24 protein-coding genes and 1 tRNA gene are annotated in these 26,761 nt (G+C 66.7%); 14 read left to right on the top strand and 11 right to left on the bottom strand.

All coding sequences use genetic code 11. The features are described 5' to 3' along the window. The gene (locus IEW24_RS12295) at positions 1-909 is read right to left on the bottom strand and encodes a LysR family transcriptional regulator (RefSeq protein WP_188578947.1); all 909 of its coding nucleotides are present in this window, start codon (positions 907-909) and stop codon (positions 1-3) included. Positions 910-1,004: 95 nt separating this feature from the next. Here IEW24_RS12295 and IEW24_RS12290 point away from each other — a divergent pair, with 95 nt between their 5' ends. From IEW24_RS12290 to IEW24_RS12280, 3 genes are all read left to right on the top strand, one after another. Further along, complete coding sequence (locus tag IEW24_RS12290; RefSeq protein WP_188578945.1) at positions 1,005-1,721, top strand: SDR family oxidoreductase; 717 nt, start codon at positions 1,005-1,007, stop codon at positions 1,719-1,721. A gap of 62 nt (positions 1,722-1,783) precedes the next feature. After that, positions 1,784-2,212 carry a carboxymuconolactone decarboxylase family protein gene (locus IEW24_RS12285; RefSeq protein ID WP_210324213.1) on the top strand — a complete coding sequence of 143 codons (429 nt, stop codon included), beginning with the start codon at positions 1,784-1,786 and terminating at the stop codon, positions 2,210-2,212. Positions 2,213-2,223: 11 nt separating this feature from the next. Beyond that, entirely contained in the window at positions 2,224-2,562 is a 339-nt protein-coding gene (locus IEW24_RS12280) for an Atu4866 domain-containing protein (RefSeq protein ID WP_188578941.1), read from the top strand. A 33-nt stretch (positions 2,563-2,595) separates the two neighbouring features. Here the strand turns inward: IEW24_RS12280 and IEW24_RS12275 are convergent, their stop codons facing one another. Continuing rightward, complete coding sequence (locus tag IEW24_RS12275; protein ID WP_188578939.1) at positions 2,596-4,236, bottom strand: sensor domain-containing diguanylate cyclase; 1,641 nt, start codon at positions 4,234-4,236, stop codon at positions 2,596-2,598. 174 nt (positions 4,237-4,410) lie between these two features. Between IEW24_RS12275 and IEW24_RS12270 the strand changes: the two genes are divergently transcribed. Both IEW24_RS12270 and IEW24_RS12265 read left to right on the top strand, forming a co-directional pair. After that, a complete protein-coding gene (locus tag IEW24_RS12270; protein ID WP_373870051.1) occupies positions 4,411-5,106 on the top strand; it encodes a YggS family pyridoxal phosphate-dependent enzyme in 696 nt (231 codons plus the stop codon). 170 nt (positions 5,107-5,276) lie between these two features. Next, positions 5,277-5,352 (top strand) — tRNA-Glu (locus IEW24_RS12265). Positions 5,353-5,472: 120 nt separating this feature from the next. Here the strand turns inward: IEW24_RS12265 and IEW24_RS12260 are convergent. The 3 genes from IEW24_RS12260 to IEW24_RS12250 form a co-directional block, all read right to left on the bottom strand. Next, a complete protein-coding gene (locus IEW24_RS12260; RefSeq protein ID WP_188579684.1) occupies positions 5,473-6,387 on the bottom strand; it encodes a formylglycine-generating enzyme family protein in 915 nt (304 codons plus the stop codon). Positions 6,388-6,469: 82 nt separating this feature from the next. After that, the gene (locus IEW24_RS12255) at positions 6,470-7,534 is read right to left on the bottom strand and encodes an HAD family hydrolase (RefSeq protein ID WP_188578937.1); all 1,065 of its coding nucleotides are present in this window, start codon (positions 7,532-7,534) and stop codon (positions 6,470-6,472) included. 65 nt (positions 7,535-7,599) lie between these two features. After that, entirely contained in the window at positions 7,600-9,264 is a 1,665-nt protein-coding gene (locus IEW24_RS12250) for an arylsulfatase (RefSeq protein WP_244644407.1), read from the bottom strand. 333 nt (positions 9,265-9,597) lie between these two features. On the opposite strand from IEW24_RS12250, the gene IEW24_RS12245 reads away from it, so the two are divergent. Both IEW24_RS12245 and IEW24_RS12240 read left to right on the top strand, forming a co-directional pair. Then, positions 9,598-9,951, top strand: coding sequence for a DUF1214 domain-containing protein (locus tag IEW24_RS12245; protein ID WP_308468746.1), 354 nt, complete (start codon positions 9,598-9,600; stop codon positions 9,949-9,951). A gap of 88 nt (positions 9,952-10,039) precedes the next feature. Then, entirely contained in the window at positions 10,040-10,897 is an 858-nt protein-coding gene (locus IEW24_RS12240) for a hypothetical protein (RefSeq protein WP_188578933.1), read from the top strand. A gap of 159 nt (positions 10,898-11,056) precedes the next feature. Here the strand turns inward: IEW24_RS12240 and IEW24_RS12235 are convergent, their stop codons facing one another. Then, on the bottom strand, positions 11,057-11,758 hold the full coding sequence (locus tag IEW24_RS12235; RefSeq protein ID WP_244644350.1) for a GntR family transcriptional regulator: 702 nt from the start codon (positions 11,756-11,758) through the stop codon (positions 11,057-11,059). Positions 11,759-12,030: 272 nt separating this feature from the next. On the opposite strand from IEW24_RS12235, the gene IEW24_RS12230 reads away from it, so the two are divergent. The 7 genes from IEW24_RS12230 (at position 12,031) to IEW24_RS12200 (ending at position 18,661) form a co-directional block, all read left to right on the top strand. After that, positions 12,031-12,825 carry an ABC transporter substrate-binding protein gene (locus IEW24_RS12230; protein WP_244644348.1) on the top strand — a complete coding sequence of 265 codons (795 nt, stop codon included), beginning with the start codon at positions 12,031-12,033 and terminating at the stop codon, positions 12,823-12,825. Positions 12,826-12,965: 140 nt separating this feature from the next. Further along, on the top strand, positions 12,966-13,673 hold the full coding sequence (locus tag IEW24_RS12225; protein WP_188578929.1) for an amino acid ABC transporter permease: 708 nt from the start codon (positions 12,966-12,968) through the stop codon (positions 13,671-13,673). A 28-nt stretch (positions 13,674-13,701) separates the two neighbouring features. Then, positions 13,702-14,433, top strand: a complete 732-nt coding sequence (locus tag IEW24_RS12220; RefSeq protein ID WP_188579680.1) for an amino acid ABC transporter ATP-binding protein — start codon at positions 13,702-13,704, stop codon at positions 14,431-14,433. Between the two features lie 99 nt (positions 14,434-14,532). Further along, entirely contained in the window at positions 14,533-15,117 is a 585-nt protein-coding gene (locus tag IEW24_RS12215) for an amino acid synthesis family protein (protein ID WP_188578927.1), read from the top strand. Continuing rightward, positions 15,110-15,979, top strand: a complete 870-nt coding sequence (locus IEW24_RS12210) for an alpha/beta fold hydrolase (RefSeq protein ID WP_188578925.1) — start codon at positions 15,110-15,112, stop codon at positions 15,977-15,979. Before IEW24_RS12215 ends, IEW24_RS12210 begins: the two co-directional genes overlap by 8 nt. Before the next feature lie 5 nt (positions 15,980-15,984). Next, positions 15,985-17,454, top strand: a complete 1,470-nt coding sequence (locus IEW24_RS12205; protein ID WP_210324210.1) for an aldehyde dehydrogenase — start codon at positions 15,985-15,987, stop codon at positions 17,452-17,454. 28 nt (positions 17,455-17,482) lie between these two features. Next, positions 17,483-18,661, top strand: a complete 1,179-nt coding sequence (locus tag IEW24_RS12200; RefSeq protein ID WP_188578921.1) for an iron-containing alcohol dehydrogenase — start codon at positions 17,483-17,485, stop codon at positions 18,659-18,661. 263 nt (positions 18,662-18,924) lie between these two features. On the opposite strand, the gene IEW24_RS12195 is transcribed toward IEW24_RS12200, so the two are convergent. Genes IEW24_RS12195 through IEW24_RS12175 form a run of 5 tightly spaced genes read right to left on the bottom strand, consistent with a single transcriptional unit; the run spans position 18,925 to position 26,673 of the window. Beyond that, a complete protein-coding gene (locus IEW24_RS12195; RefSeq protein ID WP_244644346.1) occupies positions 18,925-19,842 on the bottom strand; it encodes an energy transducer TonB family protein in 918 nt (305 codons plus the stop codon). Continuing rightward, positions 19,839-20,081: a hypothetical protein gene (locus IEW24_RS12190; RefSeq protein WP_188578919.1), complete on the bottom strand. Its 243-nt coding sequence runs from the start codon at positions 20,079-20,081 to the stop codon at positions 19,839-19,841. Before IEW24_RS12190 ends, IEW24_RS12195 begins: the two co-directional genes overlap by 4 nt. Before the next feature lie 26 nt (positions 20,082-20,107). Beyond that, complete coding sequence (locus IEW24_RS12185) at positions 20,108-20,731, bottom strand: biliverdin-producing heme oxygenase (RefSeq protein ID WP_188578917.1); 624 nt, start codon at positions 20,729-20,731, stop codon at positions 20,108-20,110. Between the two features lie 27 nt (positions 20,732-20,758). Next, positions 20,759-21,307: an invasion associated locus B family protein gene (locus IEW24_RS12180; RefSeq protein WP_188578915.1), complete on the bottom strand. Its 549-nt coding sequence runs from the start codon at positions 21,305-21,307 to the stop codon at positions 20,759-20,761. Positions 21,308-21,309: 2 nt separating this feature from the next. After that, positions 21,310-26,673 carry an autotransporter domain-containing protein gene (locus IEW24_RS12175; RefSeq protein WP_188578913.1) on the bottom strand — a complete coding sequence of 1,788 codons (5,364 nt, stop codon included), beginning with the start codon at positions 26,671-26,673 and terminating at the stop codon, positions 21,310-21,312. Between the last annotated feature and the right edge of the window lie 88 nt (positions 26,674-26,761).

Genomic DNA, 26,761 nt, shown 5'->3' with positions numbered 1-26,761 from the left:
TTAAGCCGCTGTGCCTCGCCGCCGCTGGACCGCCAGATGATCCACCAGCGCGCGCAGCTTGGGCGCCATCAGGCGGCGGCTCGGGTAATAAAGGAAGAAGCCGGGGAAGTACGGGCAATAGTCTTCCAGCAGTGCCACCAGCTCGCCCCGCCTGAGCGCCGGACGGAACGTCTCCTCCATGCCGAAGGAGATGCCGGCCCCCGCCACCGCGAGGCGGATCATCAATTGCATGTCGTTGGTGGTGATCTCCGGCTCCACATCCACGCTGAACTCCAGGCCGCCCTCCCCGAACTCCCAGCGATAGGGCGCGGTATAAGGCGCCGGCCGCCAGCCGATGCAGCGATGGGCGGAAAGCTCTCGCGGATGGGCCGGCGCGCCCGCCCGCGCGAGATAGGACGGCGCACACACCGCAAGCTGCCGCTCCGGGCCAAACACCGGCACGGCTACCATGTCCTGCGCGATCACCTCGCCAAGCCGCACGCCCGCATCATAGCCCTCGGCCACGATGTCGAACTCCTCGTCCGTCACCGTGATGTCGAGCTGGATGTCGGGGAAGGCCTCAGCGAAGGCCGCCAGCACCGGCCCCGACAGAAAACTCTCGGCAATGGATGAGACGGCGAGGCGCAACTGCCCGCCGGGACGACCGCGCAGGGCCTCGGTCGCCGTCAGCGCCGCGCCCACGTCGGCGATGGCCGGCACCACGTCGGCATAGAGGCGCTCGCCCGCCTCGGTCAGGCGCACGCTGCGGGTGGTGCGCTCCACGAGGCGCAGGCTGAGCGCCTCCTCCAGCTTGCGGATAGTCTGGCTCACTGCCGAGCGGGTCACGCCCAGCCGGTCCGCCGCCGCACGAAAACTCTTCTCCTGCGCCACGAGGACGAAGGCGGACAGGGCATTGAGATCCGGCACCACTGGTTAGATTTCCTTACCAGTCCATCAAGCCATCGACGGCTTATGGCGACAATGCCCCGGCGCTATCTCTCCTGCAACAGCAACGGGAGACCTGCATGGACAAAGTCGTTCTCATCACCGGCGCCTCCAGCGGCATTGGCGCCGGCATCGCCCGCGAACTGGCTGCGGCCGGTGCCAGGCTCATGCTCGGCGCCCGCCGCACCGACCGGCTCGACGCCCTCGCCTCCGAACTCAACGCGGAGGGTGGGCAGGTCCGCACCCGCCGGCTCGACGTCACCGACGCGGCGGATGTGGCCGCCTTCACGGAGGCTGCCCGCGCCGCCTTCGGGCGGGTGGACGTGATCGTCAACAATGCCGGCGTGATGCCGCTCTCCCTCATGTCCTCGCTGAAGCTGGACGAGTGGAACCGCATGGTGGACGTGAACATCAAGGGCGTGCTGAACGGCATCGCCGCCGTGCTGCCGGAGATGCTGGCCCGCAAGTCCGGCCAGATCATCAACATCGCCTCCATCGGCGCGCTGGCGGTCTCGCCCACGGCGGCGGTCTATTGCGCCACCAAGTTCGCCGTGCGCGCCATTTCCGACGGCCTGCGGCAGGAGAACAAGGACATCCGCGTCACCTGCATCCATCCCGGCGTGGTGGAGAGCGAGCTGGCCGACAGCATCACCGACCCCGCCGCAGCGGAGCTGATGAAGACCTACCGCGCCATCGGCCTGAAGCCGGACGCCATCGGCCGCGCCGTGCGCTTCGCCATCGAGCAGCCGGCGGACGTGGACGTGAACGAGATCGTCGTCCGCCCCACCGCCAATTGAGAGGAGGCCACATGTCGTACGACACCCTGACCCGTCCCGCCTTGGCCATCAGTGCCGCCCTCATGCTCGTGGGCGCTCCCTTAGGGGCGCTGGCCGACACTACGGAGGAGCGCGCGCGGCGCGGCGATGCCGTGATCCGCACCCTGAACAACGGCCAGCCGCAGCCCAATCTGGAGCGGCTGCGCAAGGAATTCCCATTCCTCGCTGAGGCCACCGAAGCTTATGCGCTGGGCGATGTGTGGAGCCGCCCCGGCCTCGACACCCGTACCCGGCAGATCGCCGCCGTCGCCGCCATGGCTGCGCTGGGCGAGACGGGGGTGATGAAGATCCACGCCGCTTATGCCCTCAACATCGGTGTGAGCGAGGAGGAACTGAAGGAGGTCATCTACATGGTGACGGTGCCTGCCGGCTTTCCGCGCGCGCTGGCCGCGTCTGCGGTCCTCTCCGAACTCTTCGCCGAGCGCCGCGCCGCCGCGCCGAAGACGCCATGAGGAGACCGCCCATGCGCAGATCCCTCATCGCCGCTGCGCTCGCGGCCGCCCTCTCCCCCCACGTCCTTCATGCGGAGACGCCCATGACAAAACCCGCCACAGCCACGGCACCCCAGACCCATCCCTATCTCGGCATGTGGGTGACGGGCGACGGCCACATCCGCCACGAGCTGCTGCCCAACGGGCGTTATGACGAGGCGCGGGGCAACCGCGCCAGCGCCTATCAGGGGCGCTACGAAGTGACGGGCACCCATATCGAGTATTGGGACGACACCGGCTTTACCGCCGATGGCGATTTCATCGAGGGCGTGCTGCACCATGGCGGCATGCTGTTCTACCGGGCGCCCTGACGCGCACGCGGGGAGCGTTCGGCCCATCGGCACTCAACCGATGGGCTTGCCCCCATAGGCAACCACGCGGTTGCGTCCCAGCCCCTTGGCCTCGTAGAGCGCCACGTCGGCCGCTGCCAGCAGCCCGTCCGGCGAGTCCGTCTCGCTGGGCACCGCCGCTGCGACACCCACACTGACCGTGAGCCGCTTCGACGCCATGCCGGGATGCTGGATGCCCAGCGACAGCACAAGGCGGCGGATGTCCTCGCCCACGTCGCGGGCGGTGTCCAGATTGCTGTCGGGCAGCAGCACCACGAACTCCTCGCCGCCATAGCGCGCGGCGAGATAGGGCGTGCCAGCCACCGCCGCCAGCAGCATGCGGGCTACCGCGCGCAGCGCCTCGTCGCCCGCCAGATGGCCGAGCGCGTCGTTATAGAGCTTGAAACCGTCCACATCGATGAGGATGACCGCCAGCGGCCGTTCCGCCTCACGGCTCCCCACCCAGTCCTCGGACAGTTGCACGTCGAAGGTGCGCCGGTTGGCAAGGCCGGTCAGCCCATCGGTGCGGGCCAGCGCGGCAAGGCGCCCGTTCAGCGATTGCAGGGCGGCGGTGCGCTCGGACAGGCGGTCGCCGAGATCTGAGAAGGCCCGCACCAGCGGCTCGAACTCCTGCACCCCCACGGTGCCGAGCGCATCCGGCTGCAGCGCATCCGCGCCGGCATCGCCCTCCCCCAGCGCCGCCACATGGGCCGCCAGCCGCTGGATCGGCTGCACCACCAGCCGATCCGCCGCGAACCAGGTGACGATCAGCACCCCCAGCACCACGGTGAGATGCATCACGATGGAGGACATGATCTCCTGATCGATGGGGGCAAGGATGCTGGCATCGTCCATGCCCACCACGAGGCGGGCATCGGTGCCGGCGAAACGCGCGAAGGCGATGAAGCGCTTCACGCCATCGAGCCCAGTGACCCGGGCATTGCCCTCGTCGCGGGCGGCGGTGGCACGCACCATGGGCGTGCCCGCGAAGTTGCGGCCGACGATGTCCGGGGTCTGCGGATAGCGCACCAGAACCGTGCCCTGCGCGTCGATCACATCCACCACCACGCCCGCCGCAGCGCCCGCCTCGGCGGCGATTCGCGAGAGCCATTGCAGGTCGAGGCCGACGATGACCACTGCCAGCGGCTGGCCGTTCTCGTCCCGGTCGGTCTTGGACAGCACGAGCGGGGACAGAGTGGACGACCCGCGCGCCAGATCGCTCAGGACCGGCTGGTTGCTGGTCAGCGCCCGGGCGAGATAGGCCTTGTCGGAAATATCCGCCCCCACGGCGGAGCGCGAGGAGGCGCAGAGCACCCGCCCCTCGGGACTGGCGAAATAGACCCCCTGAATGCCCACCACCTCGCCATTGAGGCGTTCGGCAAGGCGCTGGCAGACCTGGGGCTCGCGCAGCAGCAGCCCGGCCTGCCGGCTCAGCACCTCCAGCATGGCGGTGGCCGAGGCGAACGCCTCCTGCTGGGCGAGGGCCGCGCGCACGGCGATATTGCGCAGCGTCAGCTCGGTATCGGCGATCTGGTCGGAGCGCTGGTTGAACAGGCTGAGGAGGCGTTCGGCCGAAACCGGAATGGTCACCAGCAGGATGAGCAGCATGAGGCGCAGGCGGATGCTACTGCCGCGACGGCGCGCGGCAGGCGTCACCGCCTCCGGATGCCCCGATGCCTCAGCTTGCGTCTGGCCCACCATACCCCGGACAACCCTTTCTCAACCCTTGTTGAAACGGTGAAGTCGCTTCCCTTCTAGCCAAATCCTGGTGCAAAAGGGAGCACCTACCGAACAAAGCGGAGATGACCATGATACTGGCGGAGCTGTCCCGTGCCTGATGCCCGTCCGCTTATGATGTCGGCGGCCGAAAGGCTGGCGGATATTCGCGCCGCCATGGATCTGGCCTGCCGCGACGGCGGTCGCCCGACCGATGCCGTCAGCCTGATTGCTGTATCAAAGACCTTCGGCGCGGACGAAATCTGGCCAATCATTGACGCCGGGCAGCGCGTATTCGGCGAGAACCGCGTGCAGGAAACCCGCGACAAGTGGCCGGCCCTGCGGGCGCGGCAGCCGGGGCTGGAGGTTCATCTCATCGGCCCGCTGCAATCCAACAAGGCGGCCGAGGCGGTGGCGCTGTTCGATGCCATCCACACCGTGGACCGGCCGAAGATCGCCTATGCGCTGGCCGAGGAGATGGCACGGCAGGGCCGCCGTCTGCCGGTGTTCGTGCAGGTGAACACGGGTGCCGAGCCGCAGAAGGCCGGCGTGCTGCCGCAGGACGCCGACGCCTTCATCGCCGAATGCCGCGACAAGGCCGGCCTCGACGTGCGCGGCCTCATGTGCATTCCGCCGGCGGAAGATGTACCGGCGCCGCATTTCGCGCTTCTGGCGGAGATCGCCGCCCGCAACGGGCTTTCCGGCCTCTCCATGGGCATGAGCGCGGATTTCCCGGTGGCCATCCATCAGGGCGCGACCCATGTGCGCGTCGGCAGCGCCCTGTTCGGCCAGCGCCCCCGCCCGGCCTGAGAGCCCGGCCCCGGCCTGCCCTCATGCGGCCGGGACTGAGCCCTTGGAGCGTGGAATAGCTGCGGGGCGTTTGCGTTTTTTCCACAGGGATTTGGAGCGAATGTGGATGGAGCGCATGAGGGGCTTGCCGCCCTGCCCTGTTGCGGATATGTAGAGCGCCTTCCGCGCAGGCTCCCATCGTCTAGCGGTCTAGGACGTCGCCCTCTCACGGCGAAAACAGGGGTTCGAGTCCCCTTGGGAGCGCCACTCTTCATTGAGATCAATGGCTTAGCTGCTGGTTGGCTAGGGTGGTTTGCCACTCGGTTCGCCACCACCATTTCTGGCGGCTAGAGACCAGCCTCACCACCCTCCGCATGCCCGCCCGCGTCAGGCGCCCCTGCGCACGCACCGAAACCCCACATGGCTGGTCGATGTGTCCACCGCTTCGGCATGTCGCGCGGCGGGGCGATAGCGGCGGCAGTAATTCGGTGCGCACAGATGCGATCCGCCTTTGAGCACCTTTTGCGGAATGCGCACGTTTAGCTGGCGGGAATCGTAGCTGCCCTCCAACGCGCCGCCGCGCGGATTTTGTGGCACGCAGCATGCCTTCGCTGCATCCTGCGGGTGCCGGCAGGACCACCAGTCCGAGGTCCATTCCCAGACATTGCCGATCATGTCGTAGAGGCCGAACGGGTTGGCCGGATAGGTGCGCACCGGCGAGGTACGCTCGAACCCATCGGTGCCAAGGTTCTGGAGCGGAAATTCGCCTTGCCAGATATTGGCCATGTGGCAACCGTCAGGCGTCAGTTCATCGCCCCATGCGAACTCCGTCTGCCCATGGCCGCCACGCGCGGCATATTCCCATTCCGCCTCGGTGGGCAGATCCTTGCCCGCCCATGCGGCATAGGCGGTCGCATCGCTATAGGCGACATGGACCACCGGATGGTCGTCGAGCCCCCTGATAGAACTGCCGGGACCATAGGGCCGGCGCCAGTTGGCCCGGAAGCGGAATTCCCACCACTGGCTGTAGTCCCGCAGGTTCACGGGATGCGGCGGCGGAGCGAAGACCAGCGAGCCCGCTTTGAGCATCTCGGGTCGGGCGCCGGGATAGTCCTTCGCATCAGGCACGATCTCCGCAAACGTGACGTGCCCCGTCCCCTCGACGAACGCCCGGAACTGGGCGTTCGTGACTGGCGTCTCGTCCATTGCGAAATCGCTGACCATGACGCGGTGGACGGGTTTTTCCTCCGGGTAATGGTGATCGGATCCCATCAGGAAGGTCCCGCCGCGGATCCAGACCATCGGCATCTCGGCGGGGGCGCCAACTGCCGTCTGTCGCTGTCGTGTCAGCCTGCCCATGGCAGCCCTCGCCGCTCGCTCGGGTTCAGGGATCGAAGGCGAAAATGCGCTTCCAATCCGTCTTCATGCTGATCACCGTCCAGCCTTGCCTGATCGCTTCGTCATGGAGTTGGGCGGTGAACGTGCCGACATGCGTGTCAGGCAACCCTTCCGCCGGGCCGTAGGCATACTCCCGCGACGCATCATCATGCAGCACAAGGACTGCAAGGCGCGGCCCATCTCCGGCCCTGGCATATTCCAGCATCTGCCGGTCGCCGGTCGAGTTGCCGAAGGATGCCTGCGGGCGGCGCCCGATCATGAAATGGATTCCCTCGGGCTTGCCGGCCTGATCGTCGTTGAGCAGCAGCTTCGGCTCCTTGATCAGGACTGGCTTGCCGTTCGCATCATAGGTGTAGGAGGTGGCGCCCGCCGTGCCGACCACTTGCTCCGGCGGGATGCCGTACACGGCCTGGGCATAGACCCGCACGAAATCCTGGCCACCGCCGGTGACGATATAGGTGCGGAAGCCATTTGCCCGGAAATAGGCAAGCACTTCCTGCATGGGCACATATGTCAGCTCGGTATAGGGCCGCTTCCACCTTGGATCGCGGGCATGCGCGAGCCATTCTGCCACCTCGGTCCGGAATGTCTCCGTCGACATGCCGGTGAGCGTCACCGCCAGAACCTTCTCCAGGTCGTGAAGGGAGAGTTTCGCGATGGCATCGCGATCGCCGGAGAGCACCGTCCTGAAGGGTTCACGCTGCCTGAGTTCCGGTTTCGCTTCGGTCAGTAGATGCAGGCGCGCGAAGGCATAAAGCACCTGAGTGTAAAGGGGATGTTCCGTCCATAGCGTGCCGTCCTGATCAAAGGTGGCGACACGATCCTGAGGCGGCACGAAGCCGGGACTGGCCGGGTCGGTCGTCGTGCGAATGAAGTCGATGATCGCGCGCTTTGCCGAGCCCTCGTTCCATGAGGGAAGCGCGTCTGCTACCGGCTGGGGTGGTGCCTGCCCGATCGCCCCGCCGGTGGTCAGGGCCAGCCCCAGAACCACGATGGAGGCCAGGATCGCCAGCGTTCGGCGCCCCCTCGCGCCAGCCGAAGTCATCCGCATCGCCGATGCCTCCCACATATCCCGCGATGGCCCGATCGAACATCGCGCCACGCATCCGTTCAGCGTCAGTCGCGGCCGCTTTTCATCTGCCGGACCTGCTGTACCACCTGCTCCAGATTGTAGCTCGCGGGATCCTGGAGAGGCGGGTAGTCAATATAAGTCGATAGTTCCCTCAGCCAAAGGGCCTGGCCGATGGGCAGGAGGTTCCAGTCGTAGACATAGGCCGTCACGGGCCCGGCCAGCGCTCCGCCCAGGCCGGTCAGCGTCTTGAGCTGTTCACCGACAGAAGTCTCGAACGGGTCGCGCTTGATGTTGACCACCTGCGTCCAGTGATAGGGCACCACACCGCTGATGAAGCCGGCCGGCGCATCCGATACCATCGCGAAGTACATTTTCCAGTTCTTGTAGCGAACGGCCGAGGGGTCCTTGCCGGAATAGTAGAAGAAGGTGTCGCGTCCGGATTTTTCCGAGGACCCTTCGAGATAGGCGCGCTGGTTGATGCCATCGAGCGTGGTCTTGACGATGTTCGGATAGTTGCCCTTCTCAATCCGCGCCTTGAGGTCGTTGCCCTTTGCACCGCCGGCAATATCGACGAGCGTCGGCAGCCAGTCGAGCGAGGCGAACATCTCCGTCTTCAGTGTTCCGGGCGCAATGTGCCCCGGCCAGCGCACCAGAAGCGGCGCGCGCATGCCTCCTTCCCAGGTCGACAGCTTGCCCCCCTTGAAGGGCGTGGTGCCGCCATCGGGGAAGGTGATGGTCTCGGCGCCATTGTCGGTCGTGAAGACGATGAGCGTATTGTCCAGTTGGCCCATATCCTGAAGCTTCTGCAAGACGACGCCGATGTTGTCGTCCATCTGCTTCATGCCAGCTTCATTCACGCCCCAATCCTTGCCGCCGGGCTCCCCCACCATGCCCATATATTTGTCGGAGAGAACGGTGGTGATGTGCATCCGCGCCGGATTGTACCAGACGAAAAAAGGCTTGCTCGTCTTGCGCGGATCATTGCGTTCGAGGAAATCCGTGACCTTGGCCGAGATTTCCTCATCGACCGTCTTGGAGCGCTCCAGCGTCAGGGGGCCTTCGTCCTTGCATACCTGCTCAGCAGCGGTTCCATCCGCTGACGTGCAGGAGAGCACCGGCCGTGGCGGCGTCAGGCAGATGGTCGTCTTCGGGTCCACGGCGCCAGCCGGCTCGGCAAGCCCGGGCACCGGGGTATTGCGGCAGGGCGGAGCGACCGTCTGCTCTCTCGGTGACTTGTTGATGTCGGGAAAGCTGACCCCCTGCATCGCGTCGAGATGGTACAGATAGCCCCAGAATTCCTGAAAGCCATGTGCCGTCGGCAGCGAGTCCGTATGGTCCCCCAGATGGTTCTTCCCGAACTCGCCGGTGGTGTAGCCGAGATCCAGGAGGAACCGGGCAAGTGCGGGCGTGCCGGGCCTCAGATAGGAGGGGCTGCCGGGCAGCTGGGGCGGGATCATGCCTGTTCTGAGGGGATGCATGCCCGTGAAGAAGGCGTTGCGGCCGGCGGTGCAGCTTTGCTCGGCGTAGTAGTCGGTGAAAACCGCTCCCTCCCGCCCGATGCGATCGATGTTCGGAGTCTCGCCCACCATGAGGCCGCGATGATAGATACCCGGCTGCATCCAGCCGATGTCATCGCCCATGATGAACAGGATATTGGGCCGGCCGGGAGGTTGTTGCTGCCCGAGGGCTGGCGGTGCCGATACGGACATGGAGATCAGCGCAGCCACCCCAGCCCACAGGCATGCCGTCCGCTTCATTGGTGTGCTCATAATCCCAGCTCCGCATTGCAAGCATTTGATGGGAAGTTGCCGCACGCATCAGCGAATTCGATCCATATTTACACCGAATTCGGGATGAGAAAACAGAATTATACGATCGGAATCATCATGAAGACTTACGTATTTTGACGGTGCCGCAAGATGGAGAGGCGATACGCCTTTTGAGGGGGTGGATTTCCCCTGCATCATGATCGAAGGATCGATGGTTTCTGTGCGCGGGATGCTCACCGCGGAGGACGACACGACCGCCTTGCGAGGTCGAACGTGCCGGTTTCCTTCGCGCGCTTAAACACGTACCAGCTGCGTTTCGCACCGAACCAGTTGCCCCCGGTGAAGGGCTTCTGGTCGCTGACCATGTACGACAAGGACATGTTCTTCGTCGCCAACCCCATCAACCGTTACTCGATGAGCCTGCGCACGAACCCGGTTCGTGAGCCTGATGGGTCACTGATCATTTACGTCCAGAACGAAAGTCCCGGCCCGGGCAAGGAGGCCAACTGGCTGCCCGCACCCAAGGAGCGGTTCGACCTCATGATGCGTCTCTACTGGCCGGATGAGAACACCCCCTCGATCCTCGACGGCTCTTGGATCATCCCTGCCATCACGAAGGTCGACTGACCCATCCGTTGAGTGGGCACTCACCTTTGGCAGCGGCGGTGCGGATGTATCGCGGCAGGTGAGGAGGTGAGAGGGAGGGAGACGGCAAATGCGCACGAGCCTATGTGCGATCTTGAAGGGAGCAGCGCGCCGGGGGCGGCGCGCGACCCCGACGATACTCGTTCTGGCGATGCTGGGCGGCACCGTGCATGCGGCCGATCCCGTGGCGAGCCAGGGACCGTCGGCGGTCGCACCACCCACGCCTGTCCCCTCCGACTGGCGCTTCCAGGCGACCCTCTATGGATGGCTCACCGCGATCGACGGCGACGTTGGGGTGCGCAATCTTCCCACCGTTCCCGTGCATGACTCGATCGTCGATGTGCTCGGGGATCTGGACGGTGCCTTCATGGGCACGTTCATGGCCCGGAACGGCCAGTTTCTGCTCCTGCTCGATGTGGTCGCCGCGCGCCTGTCGGCAGGCAGACAGGTCGGCACATACGGCGGATCGAGCGCCGACGTCGACCTCTCGCAGACCATCGTGACAGGCGCCGTGGGCTATCTGCTGCCTACCGGCCGGAGCGACATGGACTTCGCACTGACAGGCGGGGTCCGCTACATGCGGCTGTCCGCCGACGTGAGCCTGACGCCGTTCGCCCTGCCGACGATCACATCCGACAGCCAGAGCAAATCATGGGTTGACCCCACCATCGGCTTCGTCGCCCATTGGACCATCAACGAAAAATGGTTCGTCAATGCGACCGCCGACATCGGCGGCTTCGACGTCGGCTCAAAGCTGTCGAGCAACGGCTATGTGGGCCTCGGCTACATGTGGACCAAGTCCATCTCCAGCGCCATCGGCTATCGCTATCTTTACGAGGACTACGAGGGGGCCGGAAACCGGACTGGAGCCTTCCGCTACAACGCCGTCATGCATGGTCCGACCGTAAGCGTGGCATGGCACTTCTGACGGCCCGGATCGGCAGTTCGGCAGTCACTCAAGGCCATGCACATGGCCAGCAACCGCAGCGCGCGGGCTCGGCAGCATCTCTTCCGGCTGGCCCACCGCAGCCCTGAGGGACACGGACGACGCGGTGCGCGGAGAGAAATGGCCTGCCGGCGGATCTTATCAGAGGCTGGCCTCTTCCTGCTCCTGCAGCAGGCGCTGGGCGATGGCTGAGGCGCTCTTCACGTGCTGCAGGGCGGCTGCATTGGCCTCATCGCCCTTCCCCGCCTTGATGGCTTCGACGATACGCTGCATCTGTGCCGGTCCATCCACGCTGCGCCCTGAGGTCTGGATGGTCATGGAGCGCAGGTGGTTGATGCGCACGGTGAGCGAGTTCACGATGCCCCAGGCGATATCCTTGCCCGCAGCGGCGAACAGGGTGCGGTAGAATTCCGTGGTGGCTTCCAGCACCGCCGGCATGTCCGCACCCGCATAAGCCGTTTTAATGCGGGCAAAGCAGGCCTCCAGCGCGGCGATGGCGGCAGGGTCCTGCTGCTCGGCGCAGGCGCGGGCGGCGCTGCCCTCCAGCACGCCCCGGATCTCGTAGATCTGCCGTGCCTGATCCGCCGTGGTGCGGGCGACGATGGGGCCGCGCGCCTGCATGGTCGCCACCAGTCCCTCGGTCTCAAGATGCCGGAGCACCTCGCGCACGATGGTACGGCTCACGCCGAGCTGTTCGCACAGGTCGCGCTCCACCAGCCGCGCGCCGGGCTTGAAGCGCTGCGAGAAAATCGCCTCGCGCATTTTCTCCAGCGCCAGCTCACGCAGGGTCTTCGCCGGCCGGTCCACCCGCAGGGGCTCCATAGGCTCTCGAAGTGTGGTCATCGTCATGTCGTCCCGTTCACCCGACACCTGACGCAGCTGCGCCAAAAACTCAACATCTACGCCGCCGCAACCAAGGCTCCGGCGGGTGAGGAACCCACGAAAACGCAAATCCCTCGTTGCGGCCCTCATTTTGGCATGCCATATTACGGCACGCCATAATAATCCAGCGGGCGACGATCATGAACCTCCACCGAGAAGCGTTTGTGCGTAGGAACCGGACGGCTGTTACGCCATCCCTCTCGCGGCTTGCGGCATGTGCCGCCGGTGCCTTGATGGCACTCTCGCTGGCCTCTGCCGCCAGCGCGCAGGAGTGCAAGCCGAAGATCGCCGACAGCCTGCTGTCCAAGCCCGGCACCTTCATCATGGCCACCAGCCCCACCCTGCCGCCCATGGCCTATGCGGATCAGAAGGGCGTGCTGAAGGGCCTGCGCATCGACCTCGGCTATGAGATCGCCAAGCGCCTGTGCCTGAAGCCGGAATATGTGAGCACCGAATATGCGGCCATGATCCCCGGCCTGCAGGGCCGGCGCTGGGACATGATCAACGCCGGCCTGTTCGTGACCCCGGAGCGGCTGAAGCTGCTCTACATGATCCCTTATGAAAATCTGGCGATCAGCATCTCCACCGCCGTGAAGTCCGGCCCGCCCATCACCAAGGTGGACGACCTCTCCGGCAAGAAGATCAGCACCGACATCGGCGGCTATGCCGAGCGCAAGATGAAGGACCTGAACAAGGAGTTTCAGACGCGCGGGCTGGCCCCCATGGATATCGCGCTGTTCGACGGCTACGCCACCGTCTATCAGGCACTGCGCGCCGGACAGGTGGACGCCGCCGTCTCCATCGACCCGGTCGCCAAGCTCTATCAGGAGCGCGGCGAATTCACCCACGCTCTCTCCGGCATGTATCCCACCCCCGGCTCGCTGGCCTTCGGCGACAAGGCGGTGGCGGATGCGGTGGCCGGCGTGCTGCGCGAGATGGAAACCGACGGCTCGCTGGCCAAGTTGCTCGACCAGTATGGCGTCGGCCGCGCCGAGGGCGGCGTGCAGGTGCTCGGCCCCAAATCCTGAACTGCTTCCGGGACACCACGTCCCGGATCCTCATCGCGGGCTTCCAGCAAGCTCATTCGCGATCCGGCGGGGCCCGCACCCCGCCGGCCCCTCGCGTGCGACCTGACGCGCGCGCCAACACCAGATGATAAGAGGTCGCCGTGAAAGGCTGGCACTGGGACGGATTCTTCGAATATCTCACCAACGCCTATCTCCTTGAAGGCGCGCTCATCACGCTCGGCCTGACCATCTTCTCGATGATCTTCGGCCTCATGCTCGGCTTCGTCATCGCCGTCATGCGCATGTCGAAATACAAGTTCCTGTCCGGGCCGGCCTATTTCTACACCTGGATCTTCCGCGGCACGCCGCTGCTGGTGCAGCTCATCATCATCTATACCGGCCTGCCCCAGATGGGCATCAAGCTGTCCGTCCTTGAGTCCACGCTCATCGGCCTCACCCTCAACGAGGCGGCCTATCTGTCCGAGATCGTGCGCGCCGGCATCGCCGCCGTGCCGCGCGGACAGGTGAATGCCGCCCGCGCCATCGGCATGACCGAGTTTCAGGTGATGCGCTATGTGGTGGCCCCGCAGGCCTTCCGCATCATCATCCCGCCGCTGGGCAATTCGGTGAACGGCGTGCTGAAGACCACCTCCATCGCCTCCATCATCTCCATGGAGGAACTGCTCCGCCGCACGCAGGTGTTGATCCAGGAGAAGTTCCTGGTGCTGGAGCTGTTCGTGGTCGCCGCCCTCTATTATCTCGTCATGACCACCGTCTGGGAGCTGGTGCAGCGGCGCATCGAACGCCGGTTCGGCCGCGCCTTCGAGGCCCAGGCCAGCGAACCCGCCTCCCTTGGCGAGCAGCGGTGAGGAGGCCCCGATGAATACGACTGCTCCCATGATCGAGATTGCCGCCGTCAACAAATGGTACGGCGCCGGCTTTCAGGTGCTGAAGAACTGCAGCCTCTCCGTCCGTCGTGGCGAGGTGGTGGTGGTCTGCGGCCCGTCCGGCTCCGGCAAGTCCACGCTCATCAAGTGCGTCAACGGGCTCGAGCCGGTGAATGACGGCACCATCAAGGTGGACGGCGCTGCCGTCACCGACCCGTCCACCAAGCTTCCGTCACTGCGGGCCAAGGTGGGCATGGTGTTCCAGCATTTCGAGCTGTTCCCGCACATGAACGTGCTGGAAAACCTGTGCATCGGACAGGAGAAGGTGCTCAAGCGTGGGGCTTCCGAGGCCCGCGCCAAGGCGCAGGCGCTGCTGGAGCGCGTCGGCATGACCGCCCATTCCCACAAATATCCCGGCCAGCTCTCCGGCGGCCAGCAGCAGCGCATCGCCATCGCCCGGGCGCTCGCCATGGACCCCATCGCCATGCTGTTCGACGAGCCCACCTCGGCGCTCGATCCCGAGATGATCACCGAGGTGCTCGACGTGATGGTCTCGCTGGCACAGGAAGGCATGACCATGATGGTCGTCACCCACGAGATGGGCTTTGCCCGCAAGGTGGCCGACCGCGTGGTGTTCATGGATCGCGGCGAGATCGTCGAGGACACGCAGAAGCAGCGCTTCTTCGAGGATCCGCAGAGCGACCGGGCCAAGCTCTTCCTGTCCAAGATCCTGTCGCACTGACCAACTGATCAGCACCCGCCACGCGGGACGGACCGGCCCAACGCCGAACTGCCCGCCTTCGCTTGGCATACCATAATACAGAACCTAGAGAGACGACCCATGCTGCAACTCCGCAAACTGGTGGGATATGAGGAAAAGACCCTCATCGAGGGCGGCAAGGCCGCGCCCTCCCCGCTCTATCTGTTCGGCGCCGCCGCCGTGCTCACCAATCCCTGGGCCGGGCGCGGCTTCGTGGAGGACCTGAAGCCCGAGATCATGGCCATCGCGCCGGAGCTGGGCGCGCTGCTGACCGAAGAGATCCTGCGCCGCACCGGCGGCGGGGATGCGGTGGAAGGCTATGGCAAGGCCGCCATCTGCGGCACCGCCGGCGAGATCGAGCACGCCTCCGCCCTCATCCACACCCTGCATTTCGGCAACCATTTCCGCCGCGCGGTGGGCGCCAAGACCTATCTCGCCTTCACCAATGTGCGCGGCGGGCCGAACACACCCATCATGATCCCGCTCATGGACAAGCATGACGAGGGCCGGCGCTCCCATTACCTCACCGTGCACTTCGCCATTCCCGATGCGCCCGCTCCCGACGAACTGGTGGTCGCGCTCGGCGCCTCCATCGGCGGACGTCCGCACCACCGCATCGGCGACCGCTACAAGGATCTCGAATCCCTGAAGGACCTCCATGGCTGAGCCCTCCTTCCCCGGCCGCGCGCGCGCCCCCGTCGCCCTGCGGGGTGGCGCGCTGCGTGGCGAGATCGGCTATCTGCGCACCGGCAGCGGCAGCCCCGTGGTGCTGATCCACGGCGTCGGCATGAATGCGGAGATCTGGGCGCCCCAGATCGCCGCGCTGGCGGCCCATCATGACGTGATCGCCATGGACATGCCCGGCCATGGCGGCTCCCTGCTGCCGCCGGCCGATGCCACGCTGGATGATTATGCCGACGCGGTCATCGGCCTGCTCGATGCCCTCGGCCTGCCGCAGGCGGCGCTCGTGGGCCATTCCATGGGCGCGCTGGTGGCCACCCACACCGCTCTGTCCCATCCCGCCCGCGTGAGCCGGCTCGTCGCCATGAACGCCGTCTATTGCCGGCCCGAGGCGGTCAAGATAGCGGTGCGGGAGCGGGCGGCGGAGCTGGAGGAGAAGGGCTTTTCCGCCTCCATCGCCCCCACCATGGAGCGCTGGTTCGGCGATCCGGTGCCGGCCCATCTGGTGGATGTGGCCGCCATCGCCAGCCGCGCCCTGCGCACCGTGGATGCGGAAGGCTATCGCCGCACCTACTGGCTGTTCGCCACCTCGGACGAGGCCTTCGCGGACACGCTGCACACGCTCGCCATGCCGGCGCTGTTCTACACTGCCGAATTCGACCCCAATTCCTCCCCCGCCATGTCGCGGCAGATGGCCGAGCGTGCCCCGCAGGGCCGCGCCGAGGTGCTGGCCGATGCGCGGCACATGATGGCCCTCACCCATCCCGACGCGGTCAACGCCAGCCTCATCGCCTTCCTGAACGAGGCGGATGCGGGGGTGCAAAAACTGGAGCCGATCAAGCCATGACGGAAATCCGGACCTTCGATCAGTACATCGACGGCGCCTTCAGCCCCGCCGCGCAGGCCTTCGACAGCATCGATCCCTCCACCGAAGAGGTGTGGGCCCGCATGCCGCAGGCGAGCGCGGATGATGTGGACCGCGCCGTGCGCGCCGCCCACCGCGCCATGTATGAGGGTCCGTGGTCGCGCATGACCGCCACCGAGCGCGGGCGGCTGCTCTACAGACTGGGCGATCTCGTCACCGCCCATGCGGCGGAGATCGCGGAGCTTGAGACCCGCGACACCGGCAAGATCATCCGCGAGACGCGGGCGCAGATCGGCTATGTGGGCAGCTACTACCGCTATTTCGGTGGCCTCGCCGACAAGCTGCAGGGCGCTGTCCTGCCCATCGACAAGCCGGACCTCGACGTCACCCTGCGCCACGAGCCCATCGGCGTGGTGGCGGCCATCGTGCCGTGGAACTCGCAGCTCTTCCTCTCCGCCGTGAAGCTCGGCCCGGCGCTCGCCGCCGGCTGCGCGGTGGTGCTGAAAGCCTCCGAGGAAGGCCCCGCGCCGCTGCTCGCCTTCGCCCGTCTGGTGGAGGAGGCCGGCTTCCCGCCGGGCGTGGTGAACGTCATCACCGGCTTCGGCGAGGAATGCGGGCGCACGCTCACCACCCATCCCCTCGTCTCCCGCATCGCCTTTACCGGCGGCCCGCACACCGCCCGCCACATCGTGCGCAACAGCGCGGAGAACCTCGCCTTCACCACGCTGGAGCTGGGCGGCAAGTCGCCAGTGGTGGTGTTCGCGGACGCTGATCTCGACAGCGCTGCCAATGCGGTGGTGGCCGGCATCTTCGCCGCCAGCGGCCAGAGCTGCACCGCCGGCTCCCGCCTGCTGGTGGAGCGCAGCGTGGCGGAGCGTTTCCTCGGCATCCTCTCGGAGAAGGCCAAGGGCATCCGCATCGGCGACCCGCAGGCCATGGAGACCGAGATGGGCCCCGTGGCCACCGCCAGGCAGGTGGCCCACATCGCAGCCACCATCCGCGCCAGCCGCGAGGCCGGGGCGGAGCTCGTCACCGGCGGCGGACGCCCGGAGGGGTTGGCGCACGGCTTCTATGTGGAGCCCACCATCCTGCTGTCGCAGAGCGCCGATCTGCCCTGCTTCCGGGAGGAGTTCTTCGGCCCGGTGCTGAGCGCCACCACGTTCGACACCGAGGATGAGGCGGTCGCCAAGGCCAATGACACTGCCTTCGGCCTCGCCAGCGGCGTCTTCACCCGCAGCCTGTCGCGGGGCCATCGTATGGTGGCGCGCATCCATGCGGGCATCGTGTGGGTGAACACCTATCGCGCCGTCTCGCCCATGGCCCCCTTCGGCGGCTACGGCCTCTCCGGCCTCGGCCGCGAGGCGGGAGCGGACTCCATCCGCGACTACACCCGCACCAAGTCGGTGTGGATCAATACGTCAGACGCCCCCATCCCCGATCCCTTCATCATGCGCTGAGCGCGCCTTTCACCGGGAGACATCGGCCATGCTGAACCGCGTCCTCACCCCGCGCGAACTTCTTATCGGCGGCGGCAGCCTCGCCCAGTTGCCGGCTTTGCTCGGCCGCCTCGGCATGGCGCGCCCCTTCCTCGTCATCGACCCCACCATCCTGCGCCTCGGTCTCGCGGACGGGGCCATTGCCGCCGTGCGCGAGGCCGGTCTCGATCTGGAGGTGTTCTCCGACGTGGTGGAGGACCCCACCGACGAGAGCGTGGACCGCGCCGTGGCGCGCATCCGTGAAGGCGGGCGCGATGGCGTGATCGGCTTCGGCGGCGGCAGCGCCATCGACACCGCCAAGGCGGCCGCCATCATCGCCAGCACCGGCGAGAAGGTGCATGCGCTGAAGGTGCCGCGCATCGTCGACCTGCCCACCATGCCCATGGTGGCCATCCCCACTACCGCCGGCACCGGCAGCGAGGTGACGCGGGCCTGCGTCATCACCGACACCGCCGGGCAGGAGAAGATGCTGATCCTCGGCACAGCCGCTCTGCCCGCCGCCGCCATCGTCGATTATGAGTTGACGCTCTCCTGCCCGTTCCGCGTCACCGTGGACACCGGCCTCGACGCGCTCACCCACGCGCTGGAAGCGCTGATCAACAAGAACCGCAATCCCCATGCGGAGGCCTTCGCGCTCTCCGCGCTGAAACTCATCGGCGCCAATCTCGAGACGGCCAGCCTAGAGCCCGGCAACCGCGCCGCGCGCGAGGCCATGATGCTGGGGGCGACCCATGCGGGCCTTGCCGTCTCCAACACGTCCACCGCGCTGGTGCATGGCCTCTCCCGGCCCATCGGCGCCTTCTTCCATGTGCCGCACGGCCTCTCCAACGCCATGCTGCTGCCGCTGGTGACGGAATACTCCCTGGATGCCGCCTTGCCCGGCTATGCCGCCGCGGCCCGTGCGCTGGGCTGGGCCGATGGCACAACGTCCGATGCGGAAGCCGGGCGGGCGCTGGTGGAAGGCTTCGTTGGGCTCAACGCCCGCCTCAAGGTGCCGACCCCGAAGGCCTATGGCATCGACGAGGCTGCCTACCGCCGCCTGCTGCCCGAGATGGCCCGGCAGGCGCTCGCCTCCGGAACGCCGCTCAACAATCCGCGCGTGCCGTCGGAAACGGAGATCATCGCCCTCTACGAAACCGCGTGGGACGGCGGCCGCCTCGCCGCCTGAGGCACGCGGGGCCGGACTCCGGGCGAGGTTCATGATGCCCCCGGCAGCATGAACCTCACCCGGATTTACCGTGACGCGCTAACACCAAGTTTATTCAGAACCGTCAGTTGGTCCGCCCCCGGCTCGGACATCCTGCCCGCAGCGGGCACACCACCGGATACTCCGTCGGCAGGGGCTGGGCTCTGCCGCCTCGGCAAGCTCAGGACCGTTGTGTCACCTGATGTCGGAGGCCCTCCAGCCGATCCGGCGTCCTGATCGGACACTCAATTGACCCTGAAGCGGACGGGCGCGGTGATCGTCCTGTTGGCATCGGCTGGCGGCGGCGGAACAGGGGACGCCCGGCGGACGAGCGCCAGCACCTCGGCATCGAGGTCCGGAAAGCCGGAGGAGCGTGCGAGGGCCACGGTCAGGACATTGCCGCTCTCATCGAGGGAAAAGCGCACGAAGACCGTGCCGCTCTCGCGGCGACTGCGTGCGGCCGGCGGGTATTTCTTGCGTCGCTCCAGATGCGCCATGAGACGGGCATTCCAGGCTGCCGGTGTCGGTGTGGACATCAATCCCGACGCTGTCTGCCGGGCCGCATTACGTTCAGAGGGCGTCACCTGCGCCTGCGCGCGCACCGCCTGCGCCGAAGCCGTACTCGCCTCCTGACGCCGCTGGACCGGCTTGCGTTCCTTTGGGCGTTCAGGCTCGGGAGGCTTGGGTTCGGCGGGCTTGGGCTTGGCCACCGGCAGCGTCACCTCGGCCTGTTCGATGACCGGCAGCGGAGTCTCGGGGGCGAGAGGCTCCGTCACCTCGGACACCTCCTCCACGGCCTGCGTGGTCTGTTCCGGTATGGGCGCCTCAGCGCCCTTCATCTGCTGGGCGGCGTGGCTTGCCTCGGTGCTCACCAGATCAGGCGAGATCTCCGTCTCCTCGGTGGCCGTGGCCTCCGGCGTATCGGCCAGATCGATCATGATGGCCGCAGGCGGCATATCATCAGCGGGCACCACGGCGGGTGCATGCAACAGCCAGAGCGCGCCGCCCACATGGGCCGCGAGCACGATCAGGCCCGCACATGCCCACAGCGCCGCTCCGCTACCCGGCGCATCCGCCACGGAGGGAGGCATGAGACCTGCGACACGCGTGGCGGCGGCTTCCGTCGCCATGGCGGCATCGGGGCCAGCGGCAGCGGCGGTCACGTTCTCCCCTGTCCTTCATAGCAGCCGCGCCACACGTAGCGGTAGGGCAGCGGAGTCAACGCCAGCCGGTCCACCTTTGGCGAGGTGGCATCCTTCTCCTCGTCGTCCGCAACGTCATCCAGCACACCGGATATGCGCCCCAGCACCAACAGGCCAGCGACGACGGGCGCCAGGAAGGCAAGAGTGACCAGGCCCCAGACGAAGCCGTCGACGATCGTCTGCATACTACTGATGATCATGGACTCATTCCTTCCATTCCGCCGGATCACACCGCAGGCGGAGCGTCGAAGCCTCTCTCGACAAGGGCGTGCACATGCCGGAAGGCCGCTTCCCCTCCGGCCATCATCCGGGCGTCCTCCTCCGGCGACAGCTCCAGTGCATCGAGGGCGGCGGTGAAGGTCTTCCAGTGCAGGCCACGCCCTTCCGGTGCGGGGGCCAGATGGTGCGCACCGAAGGTCTCGTTGAGCCCGAGCGAAGCTGCCGCCTTCAGCAGGAAGGCTGCGCCGAGGTTCGAGCCCTCAGCCACATAGAGCCAGCCCAGCGCGGTCGGCAGATCCACCGCACCACCGGGCGTGAACAAGGGCGCGCCCACGACCGGCGGCGGCGCGAGGCCCAGATCCGCGAGATCCTGCGCGATCAGGTGCAGACGCCGCCGGCCGGCGAGGTCGGGCAACAGGCTGTCGAGTGTCGGATCGGCGTAAAGCGCGTCGATCTGACGATGGAAGCCGTGCTGGACGCGCAGGAACAGGCCGTAGCGCTCCCGGCTGGAAAAGGGCGCGCGGGACATGATGCCGGCATCAAGCCGATCATGGGTGGCGCCGGTGCGTGCCTTCAGGCGCTTCGTCCGGCCAAGGTCGGCGGTCTCCGGCGCGAGCGTGTCGGTGGTCATGCGGAAGATCCTTCTGGTGCGGGAGCGTCAGGAGCCGGCAAGGCCCTTCAGGCGCTCATATCCTGCGGCGAAGCCCTTCAGGGGCACGGACAGGGTCACGTCCTGGCCGCTGTCCTGCGCCTTGGCGGTGAGCTTCAGCGTGGTGGCCTTGCTCAGCGTCTTGATGAGCGCCGCATCAAGCGTAAGCGGCACGATGCAGCCGGCGGGCAGGCAGGTGGAGAAGGCAACGGCCTGCGCCGGCTTTCCCTCGTCCACCTGCGGGGTCACGCCGTCCGCGAGCCGCAGACCGAAAGGCATGAGCAGGGCACCGGAGGCACCTGTCTTGCCGACGGTGAGATCCACCGCCAGCACCAGCTGGTTGCCCTCCTGCCGGCGCTGCTGCTGGCTCATGCGGCAGATGCGGGCCGTGCCCTCCACCACGCAGGAGACCGTCCAGTCCTCGTAGGTCTCCTGCAGGGAGGAGGCTCCGCCGGGCAAGGCCGGAGCCCGTGCCGGAGCGGGCGCTTGCGCGAGCGCGGGCAAGGCGAGGGACAGGGTGGCCACGAGGGCCACCCCATGGATGAAGGTGCGCGCCATGCTCAGAACTCCACGCGCAGATTGGCGTTGATGCCGTTCTCGCTGGCCCGCGCGCCATACTGGCCCACATAGGTGATGCCGAACGTGCTGGACGACAGGATGCGCCAGTCGAAGCCCGCCTCCACCAATGCGGTATCCACATCGAGCGGCACACCGGCGACGCTGAAGCTGTCGCTGCCGATGAAGTTGGCGGTGGACACCGGATTGACGTCGCCGAAGGCATGCTGCCAGCCAAGGGTTCCCCGGGCGACGGTGGCGAGGCCGGCGAGATCGAGGCTGGCGGACGCACGGGCGCCCAGCGTGGTGAAGGTGGTGCTGGTGGTGGCGCCCTGCACGGTGAGGGCCGCGAAGCCGCCCGTCTCGCTGAAGCCATCCGTCTTAAGCTGGACATAGGCGAGATTGGCGAAGGGCTCGATCGCGACCGTGCCCATGTCGACCCGGTAGCCCAGTTCGCCGAAGGTCTGGAAGGTGCCGGCGTCGTAATTGGCCTTCAGGTTCTGGCCCACGAAGGCGACGGTGCGCTCCGACGTCATGTCGTGCCACGTGTAGGCAAGGCCCGAGCGGAACGACACCGCCCCCACCGTGGTGCCCGCATAGGCGCCGAAATGATAGTTGTCACTTTCCCCGCTGGCACCCGTCGTATTGAACGAGCCATAGCTGTAGCCGCCGAGCAGGCCGACCCGCCACGTGTCGAACACCCGCGTATCGGCACCAATCAGGAAGCCGCCGACCTTGTGGCTGATGGAAGCGGCATCGCCGTCCGCATTGATGCTGCCCCACGATCCGAAGGCGCTGCCCCACGCGGCGAACAGTTCGTCGTGCAGGGTCGGCTTGGCCATCGCCTTGTTGAAGGGCGCTGCATAGGGATGCTGATCGCCTGCATAGGACATCACGTTCATGCCCGGAGCCCCCACATTGTTGAAGGCGCCACGGACACGGCCGGTGATGGCATCGCGAACGAAATGGCTGTCCTGCATCATGGCCGTCTGCGACGTGCCATAGCTGGAGCCGGAGAGCTGTTCGAACGCCTGGCGTGCGGCATCATAGGTGGGCACGTTGGCGACGGCGAACCAGAGCGCGCTGCCCTGCGACATGGAATCCAGCGCGCCTGCGACGGCCTTCTGGTTCGGGGAGAACGCAACCGGCTGGAAGATGCCCGGATTGGTCGGGTTCGTGGGATTGGTGGGGGTCGTCGGATCGGTCGGGTCAGTCGGATCCGTGGGATCGGTCGGGTCGGTTCCGCCGCCCGTCTTCAGCGCCACCGTGAGGTAGGCGTTGTTGGTATCGGACGACGAGGTGTAGCTGAGGAAGGCGCTATCCTGCACATCCGTGAAGGTGCCGGTCAGGGCGCCGGTGGACGACAGGATGGTGTAGCGATAGCCGGTGCCGGAATAATCCGTGCCGTAATCGCCCTGCCCGCCGAGAGCGGAGACCTTCACCTTCGCGCCGCTGGCGATGGTGACGCTGCCGGCCACGTTGGTGAGGTCGGACGTCTTGTCGCCGGCGATGTTCACCGCATAGGTGGACGTCGCGCCGAACACCAGATCGCCCGCCACGCTGAGCGTGCCGATGGCGCCCGTCAGGCCCGGCGACAATGTGCCGGAGGCGATGTTGAGCGCGCTGCCAGCCGTGCCCAGCGTGCCGATGCCGCCGAGGAGGCCGGTGCCCGTCACCTCGAACGTGCCGCCCAGCTTGCCGTTCGCGTCCGCCAGAAGCGAACCGCCGCTCACATACGTCGTGCCGTTGAAGGCGGAGCTGTCCGCCGTCAGGCGCGTCACACCCGCGATCTGCTTGATGGTGCGGGCGCCGATCTGGGTCGCCTGAACCTGGATCTGCGGATCGAACGCATAGTCGGTGCCGGTGTGGTTGAACACCAGCGTGCCCGTGCCCGCGCCGAAGAACAGGCTCGGCGCATTCAGCGTACCGGCCGCAGCGGCGGCAGCGCCTTCGGCAGCGCCGATGTTGAGCGTGCCCGTGCTGTTGGTGGCGCTGGACGCCAGAACCACGCCGTTCTGGCCGGTGGTGGTGGCGATGACCGAACCGCCATTGGCGATCGTCAGCGTGCCGTGCGTATCATAGCCGCCGACGCGGAACGCATTTCTGCTCGTCAGCGAGGAACCGCTCCCGGTCACAAGGATGTCGGCGTTCGCGCCATCGGCGGCATTGGCGGTGACGAGCTGACCGGCAACCGTCGCGCCATTCTCCACTGTCAGCGTGCCGTTGCCGACGACGATGTTGTTCTCCGCCGCCACGGAGGCGCCGCTGCCGCTCACCTTCACCGCAGCCACACCCGCGCCGCCAATGGTCAGAGCGCCATAGGTCGTGGGATTGGTGGTGTTCTGCAGCGTCAGCTTGCCGGTGCCGGAGATGGTCAGCGTCGTGTTGTCGCCCGCCCCCGTGCCGAGCGCGAGAGGCCCGCTGACGATCGCCTCGCCGCCGGTGACGAAGACATTGGCAGCCTCGCCCGCGCCGGACACGACCGGCGTGACCATGGGGTTCCAGTTGGTGGCCTCGTTCCACGCGCCGGTCGTCTCGTTCCAGTAGGTGCTGGACGAGGCGTTCTTCAGCTTCACATTCAGATAGGCGTTGTTGCCATCCGACGACGAGGTGTAGGTCAGGAAGGCGCTATCCTGTACGTCGGTGAACGTACCTGTCAGCGCGCCGGTGGCGCTAACGATGGTGTAGGTGTAGCCCGCGCCCGCATAACTGACGCCGTAATCACCCTGCCCGCCGAGCGTGCTGACCTGCACCTTCGCGCCATCGACGATGGTGACGTTGCCCGCCACGTTGGTCAGGTCCGAGGTCCTGTTGCCGGCGATGTTCACCGCATAGATGGAATTGGCGCCGAACACGAGATTTCCGGCGACATTCAGCGTGCCGATGGCGCCCGTCAGGCCCGGCGACAACGTGCCGGAAGTCAGGTTGATCGTGCTGCCGGCCGTGCCCAGCGTGCCGATGCCGCCGAGGAGGCCGGTGCCGGAAACCTCGAACGTGCCACCGAGCGCGCCGGTCGCGTCCACCAGCAGCGAGCCGCCGCTCACATAGGTGGTGCCGTTGAAGGCGGAGCTGTCCGCGGTCAGACGCGTCACGCCCGCGATCTGCTTGATGGTGCGGGCGCCGATCTGGGTCGCCTGAACCTGGATCTGGGGGGCGAACGCATAGTCGGTGCCGGTGTGGTTGAACACCAGAGTGCCGGTGCCGGAACCGAAGAACAGGCTCGGCGCATTGAGCGTGCCGGCCGCGACGGCGGCAGCGCCTTCGGCAGCGCCGATGTTGAGCGTGCCGGTGCCGGTGCTGCTGGACGAGATGTTCATGCCGTTCTGGCCGGAAGCCGTCACCACGACCGAACCGCCATCGGCAATGGTGAGCGTGCCATGCGAGGCGGCACTGCCCATCCGGAACACGCTTCTAGCCTGCAGCGTCGAACCGGCGCCGGTCACGAGGATGTCGGCGTTCACCCCATCGGTGGCACTGGCGGTGACGAGCTGCCCCACCGCCGTGGCGCCATTCGCCACAGTCAGCGTGCCGTTGCTCACGACGATGTTGTTTTCCGCCGCGATGGATGCGCCGCTGCCGGTCACAGTGACAGCGCCCGTTCCGGCACCGCCGATGGTGAGGGCGCCGTACGTCGTGGGATTGGTGGTGTTCTGCAGCGTCAGCTTGCCGGTGCCGGAGATCGTCAGCGTGGTGCTATCGCCCGCCACGGTGCCGAGCGCGAGCGGCCCGCTGACGATCGCCTCGCCGCTGGCAACGAAGACATCCACGCCAGCCCCGCCGCCGGACGTGACCGGGACGCCCGACGGAGACCAGTTGGCCGCCGTGCTCCACGCACCGGTGGAGCCGCCCCAATGGATGCCGGGCTCAACCGTCTTCAGCGCCACGTTCAGATAGGCGTGGGTGGCGTCCGACGACGAGGTGTAGGTCAGGAAGGCGCTGTCCTGCACATCGGTGAACGTACCCGTCAGTGCGCCCGTGGCGCTGAGAATGGTGTAGGTGTAGCCCGCGCCGGAATAATCGACGCCGTAATCGCCCTGCCCGCCAAGCGCGGAGACCTTCACCTTCGCGCCACTGGCGATGGTGACGTTGCCGGTCACGCTGGTCAGATCGGAGGTCTTGTCGCCGGCGATGTTCACCGCATAGATCGAGCCGGAATTGAACACCAGATCACCACGCACGTTCAGCGTGCCGATCTGCCCAGTCAGACCCGGCGACAGCGTGCCGCCGGAGGCGATGGTGGTCACGTAGCCTGCGACACCGTTGTAGGGAACCGTCCCGATGATGCCGATGCCACCGAGCGTGCCGGTGCCGGAGACATTGAAGGTGCCGCCGAGCGCAGAGGTGGCCGTGGACAGAAGCAGCGTGCCGCCTGTGACATTGGTCGTGCCGGTGAAGGCGAGGCTGCGGCCGGTCAGATGCGTCTCACCGGCGAGCTGGTTGATGGTGCCGTAGCCCCGGTAGCCCTCGGTAAACACCGAAGCCAGTTCGAACGCGCTGGTGGCCGTTCCGGTATGATTGAGGACGATTGTGTTCGCCTGCATGCCGCTCTGCAGCGCGATGTTGGTGGCCGTCAGTGTGCCGGCCGCCGCCGCGGCTTGCCCGGCCGCCGCGCCGATGTTCAGCGTGCCGATGCCGCTGGAGTAGCCGACGGACAGCGTTCCATTGACGTTGAGCGCCCCGCCGTTGGTCAGCGTGATGATGCCGGCGCCGTTATAGCCCACCTGAAGCTCTCCGGTCACATTGACCGAGGAGCCGCTCCCAGTCACCAGCAGGGTGCCGGTATCGGTGCTCGAACCCGACAGCGTCATGCCGTTCTGGGCCGTCACCGTCCCGCCGTTCTCAACCGTCATCGAGCCATTGGAAACGGTGATGGATCCGCCCCGCATGAGGGTCGGGGTCAGGACGACGCCTGCCGCCGTCAAGGAGGCCTGAGGGCCGCTGACCGTGACCGTTCCGGTTCCGCCGAGACCGCCCACGAACAGGCCGAGGACTTGCAGTGTGCCGGTATCCGTGACCGTCAGCGAGGCCGTGTTGCCGCTGCCCCGTGCGAGCATGATGCCCGTGCCGGTGATCGCGCCGGGGGTGCGGACGAAGACCGTTCCATTCGAGATGCCGCTGGTCTGATAGCTTTCGCCGGCGGGCGGCAGGCCGGGAGTCCAGTTGCCCGCCGTGAACCAGTTGTTGTCACCTGCCGCGCCGCTCCAGGCATAGGAGATCTCCTGCGCCTGGGCCGACGACATGCCGCAGATGGCGAATGCCGCCCCGGCCAGCAGCGCATTGCGCAGGCGCGGCAGCCGGGATGCCCGCGCAATCGGCTTGCAGATCGCCGCCGGAAGCCCGAACGAGACGGAGGGGTCACGCTGTTGCATGGCTTTTTTCCTCAAATTGCTTGATCGTGGCGGGACGAAAATCCCGAAATTGAGCGGCTCCCGAGGCGCTGCCCCGGGACGGCCTTTG

Origin of the sequence: Azorhizobium oxalatiphilum (assembly GCF_014635325.1) — a bacterium.
Lineage (GTDB): Bacteria > Pseudomonadota > Alphaproteobacteria > Rhizobiales > Xanthobacteraceae > Azorhizobium > Azorhizobium oxalatiphilum.
The sequence above is the reverse complement of the archived record's forward strand: the minus strand, read 5'-3'. Positions and strand labels throughout refer to the sequence as shown.

Excerpts from the sequence above, each read along its gene's own strand:
- IEW24_RS12285 (WP_210324213.1), top strand. The coding sequence starts at position 1,784 with ATGCTCGTGGGCGCTCCCTTAGGGGCGCTGGCCGACACTACGGAGGAG.
- IEW24_RS12215 (WP_188578927.1), top strand. The coding sequence starts at position 14,533 with ATGCTGCAACTCCGCAAACTGGTGGGATATGAGGAAAAGACCCTCATC.
- IEW24_RS12230 (WP_244644348.1), top strand. The coding sequence starts at position 12,031 with ATGGCACTCTCGCTGGCCTCTGCCGCCAGCGCGCAGGAGTGCAAGCCG.
- IEW24_RS12190 (WP_188578919.1), bottom strand. The coding sequence starts at position 20,081 with ATGATCATCAGTAGTATGCAGACGATCGTCGACGGCTTCGTCTGGGGC.
- IEW24_RS12280 (WP_188578941.1), top strand. The coding sequence starts at position 2,224 with ATGCGCAGATCCCTCATCGCCGCTGCGCTCGCGGCCGCCCTCTCCCCC.
- IEW24_RS12260 (WP_188579684.1), bottom strand. The coding sequence starts at position 6,387 with ATGGTCTGGATCCGCGGCGGGACCTTCCTGATGGGATCCGATCACCAT.
- IEW24_RS12250 (WP_244644407.1), bottom strand. The coding sequence starts at position 9,264 with ATGTCCGTATCGGCACCGCCAGCCCTCGGGCAGCAACAACCTCCCGGC.
- IEW24_RS12220 (WP_188579680.1), top strand. The coding sequence starts at position 13,702 with ATGATCGAGATTGCCGCCGTCAACAAATGGTACGGCGCCGGCTTTCAG.
- IEW24_RS12240 (WP_188578933.1), top strand. The coding sequence starts at position 10,040 with ATGCGCACGAGCCTATGTGCGATCTTGAAGGGAGCAGCGCGCCGGGGG.
- IEW24_RS12290 (WP_188578945.1), top strand. The coding sequence starts at position 1,005 with ATGGACAAAGTCGTTCTCATCACCGGCGCCTCCAGCGGCATTGGCGCC.
- IEW24_RS12210 (WP_188578925.1), top strand. The coding sequence starts at position 15,110 with ATGGCTGAGCCCTCCTTCCCCGGCCGCGCGCGCGCCCCCGTCGCCCTG.
- IEW24_RS12200 (WP_188578921.1), top strand. The coding sequence starts at position 17,483 with ATGCTGAACCGCGTCCTCACCCCGCGCGAACTTCTTATCGGCGGCGGC.
- IEW24_RS12185 (WP_188578917.1), bottom strand. The coding sequence starts at position 20,731 with ATGACCACCGACACGCTCGCGCCGGAGACCGCCGACCTTGGCCGGACG.
- IEW24_RS12255 (WP_188578937.1), bottom strand. The coding sequence starts at position 7,534 with ATGCGGATGACTTCGGCTGGCGCGAGGGGGCGCCGAACGCTGGCGATC.
- IEW24_RS12235 (WP_244644350.1), bottom strand. The coding sequence starts at position 11,758 with ATGACCACACTTCGAGAGCCTATGGAGCCCCTGCGGGTGGACCGGCCG.
- IEW24_RS12180 (WP_188578915.1), bottom strand. The coding sequence starts at position 21,307 with ATGGCGCGCACCTTCATCCATGGGGTGGCCCTCGTGGCCACCCTGTCC.
- IEW24_RS12175 (WP_188578913.1), bottom strand. The coding sequence starts at position 26,673 with ATGCAACAGCGTGACCCCTCCGTCTCGTTCGGGCTTCCGGCGGCGATC.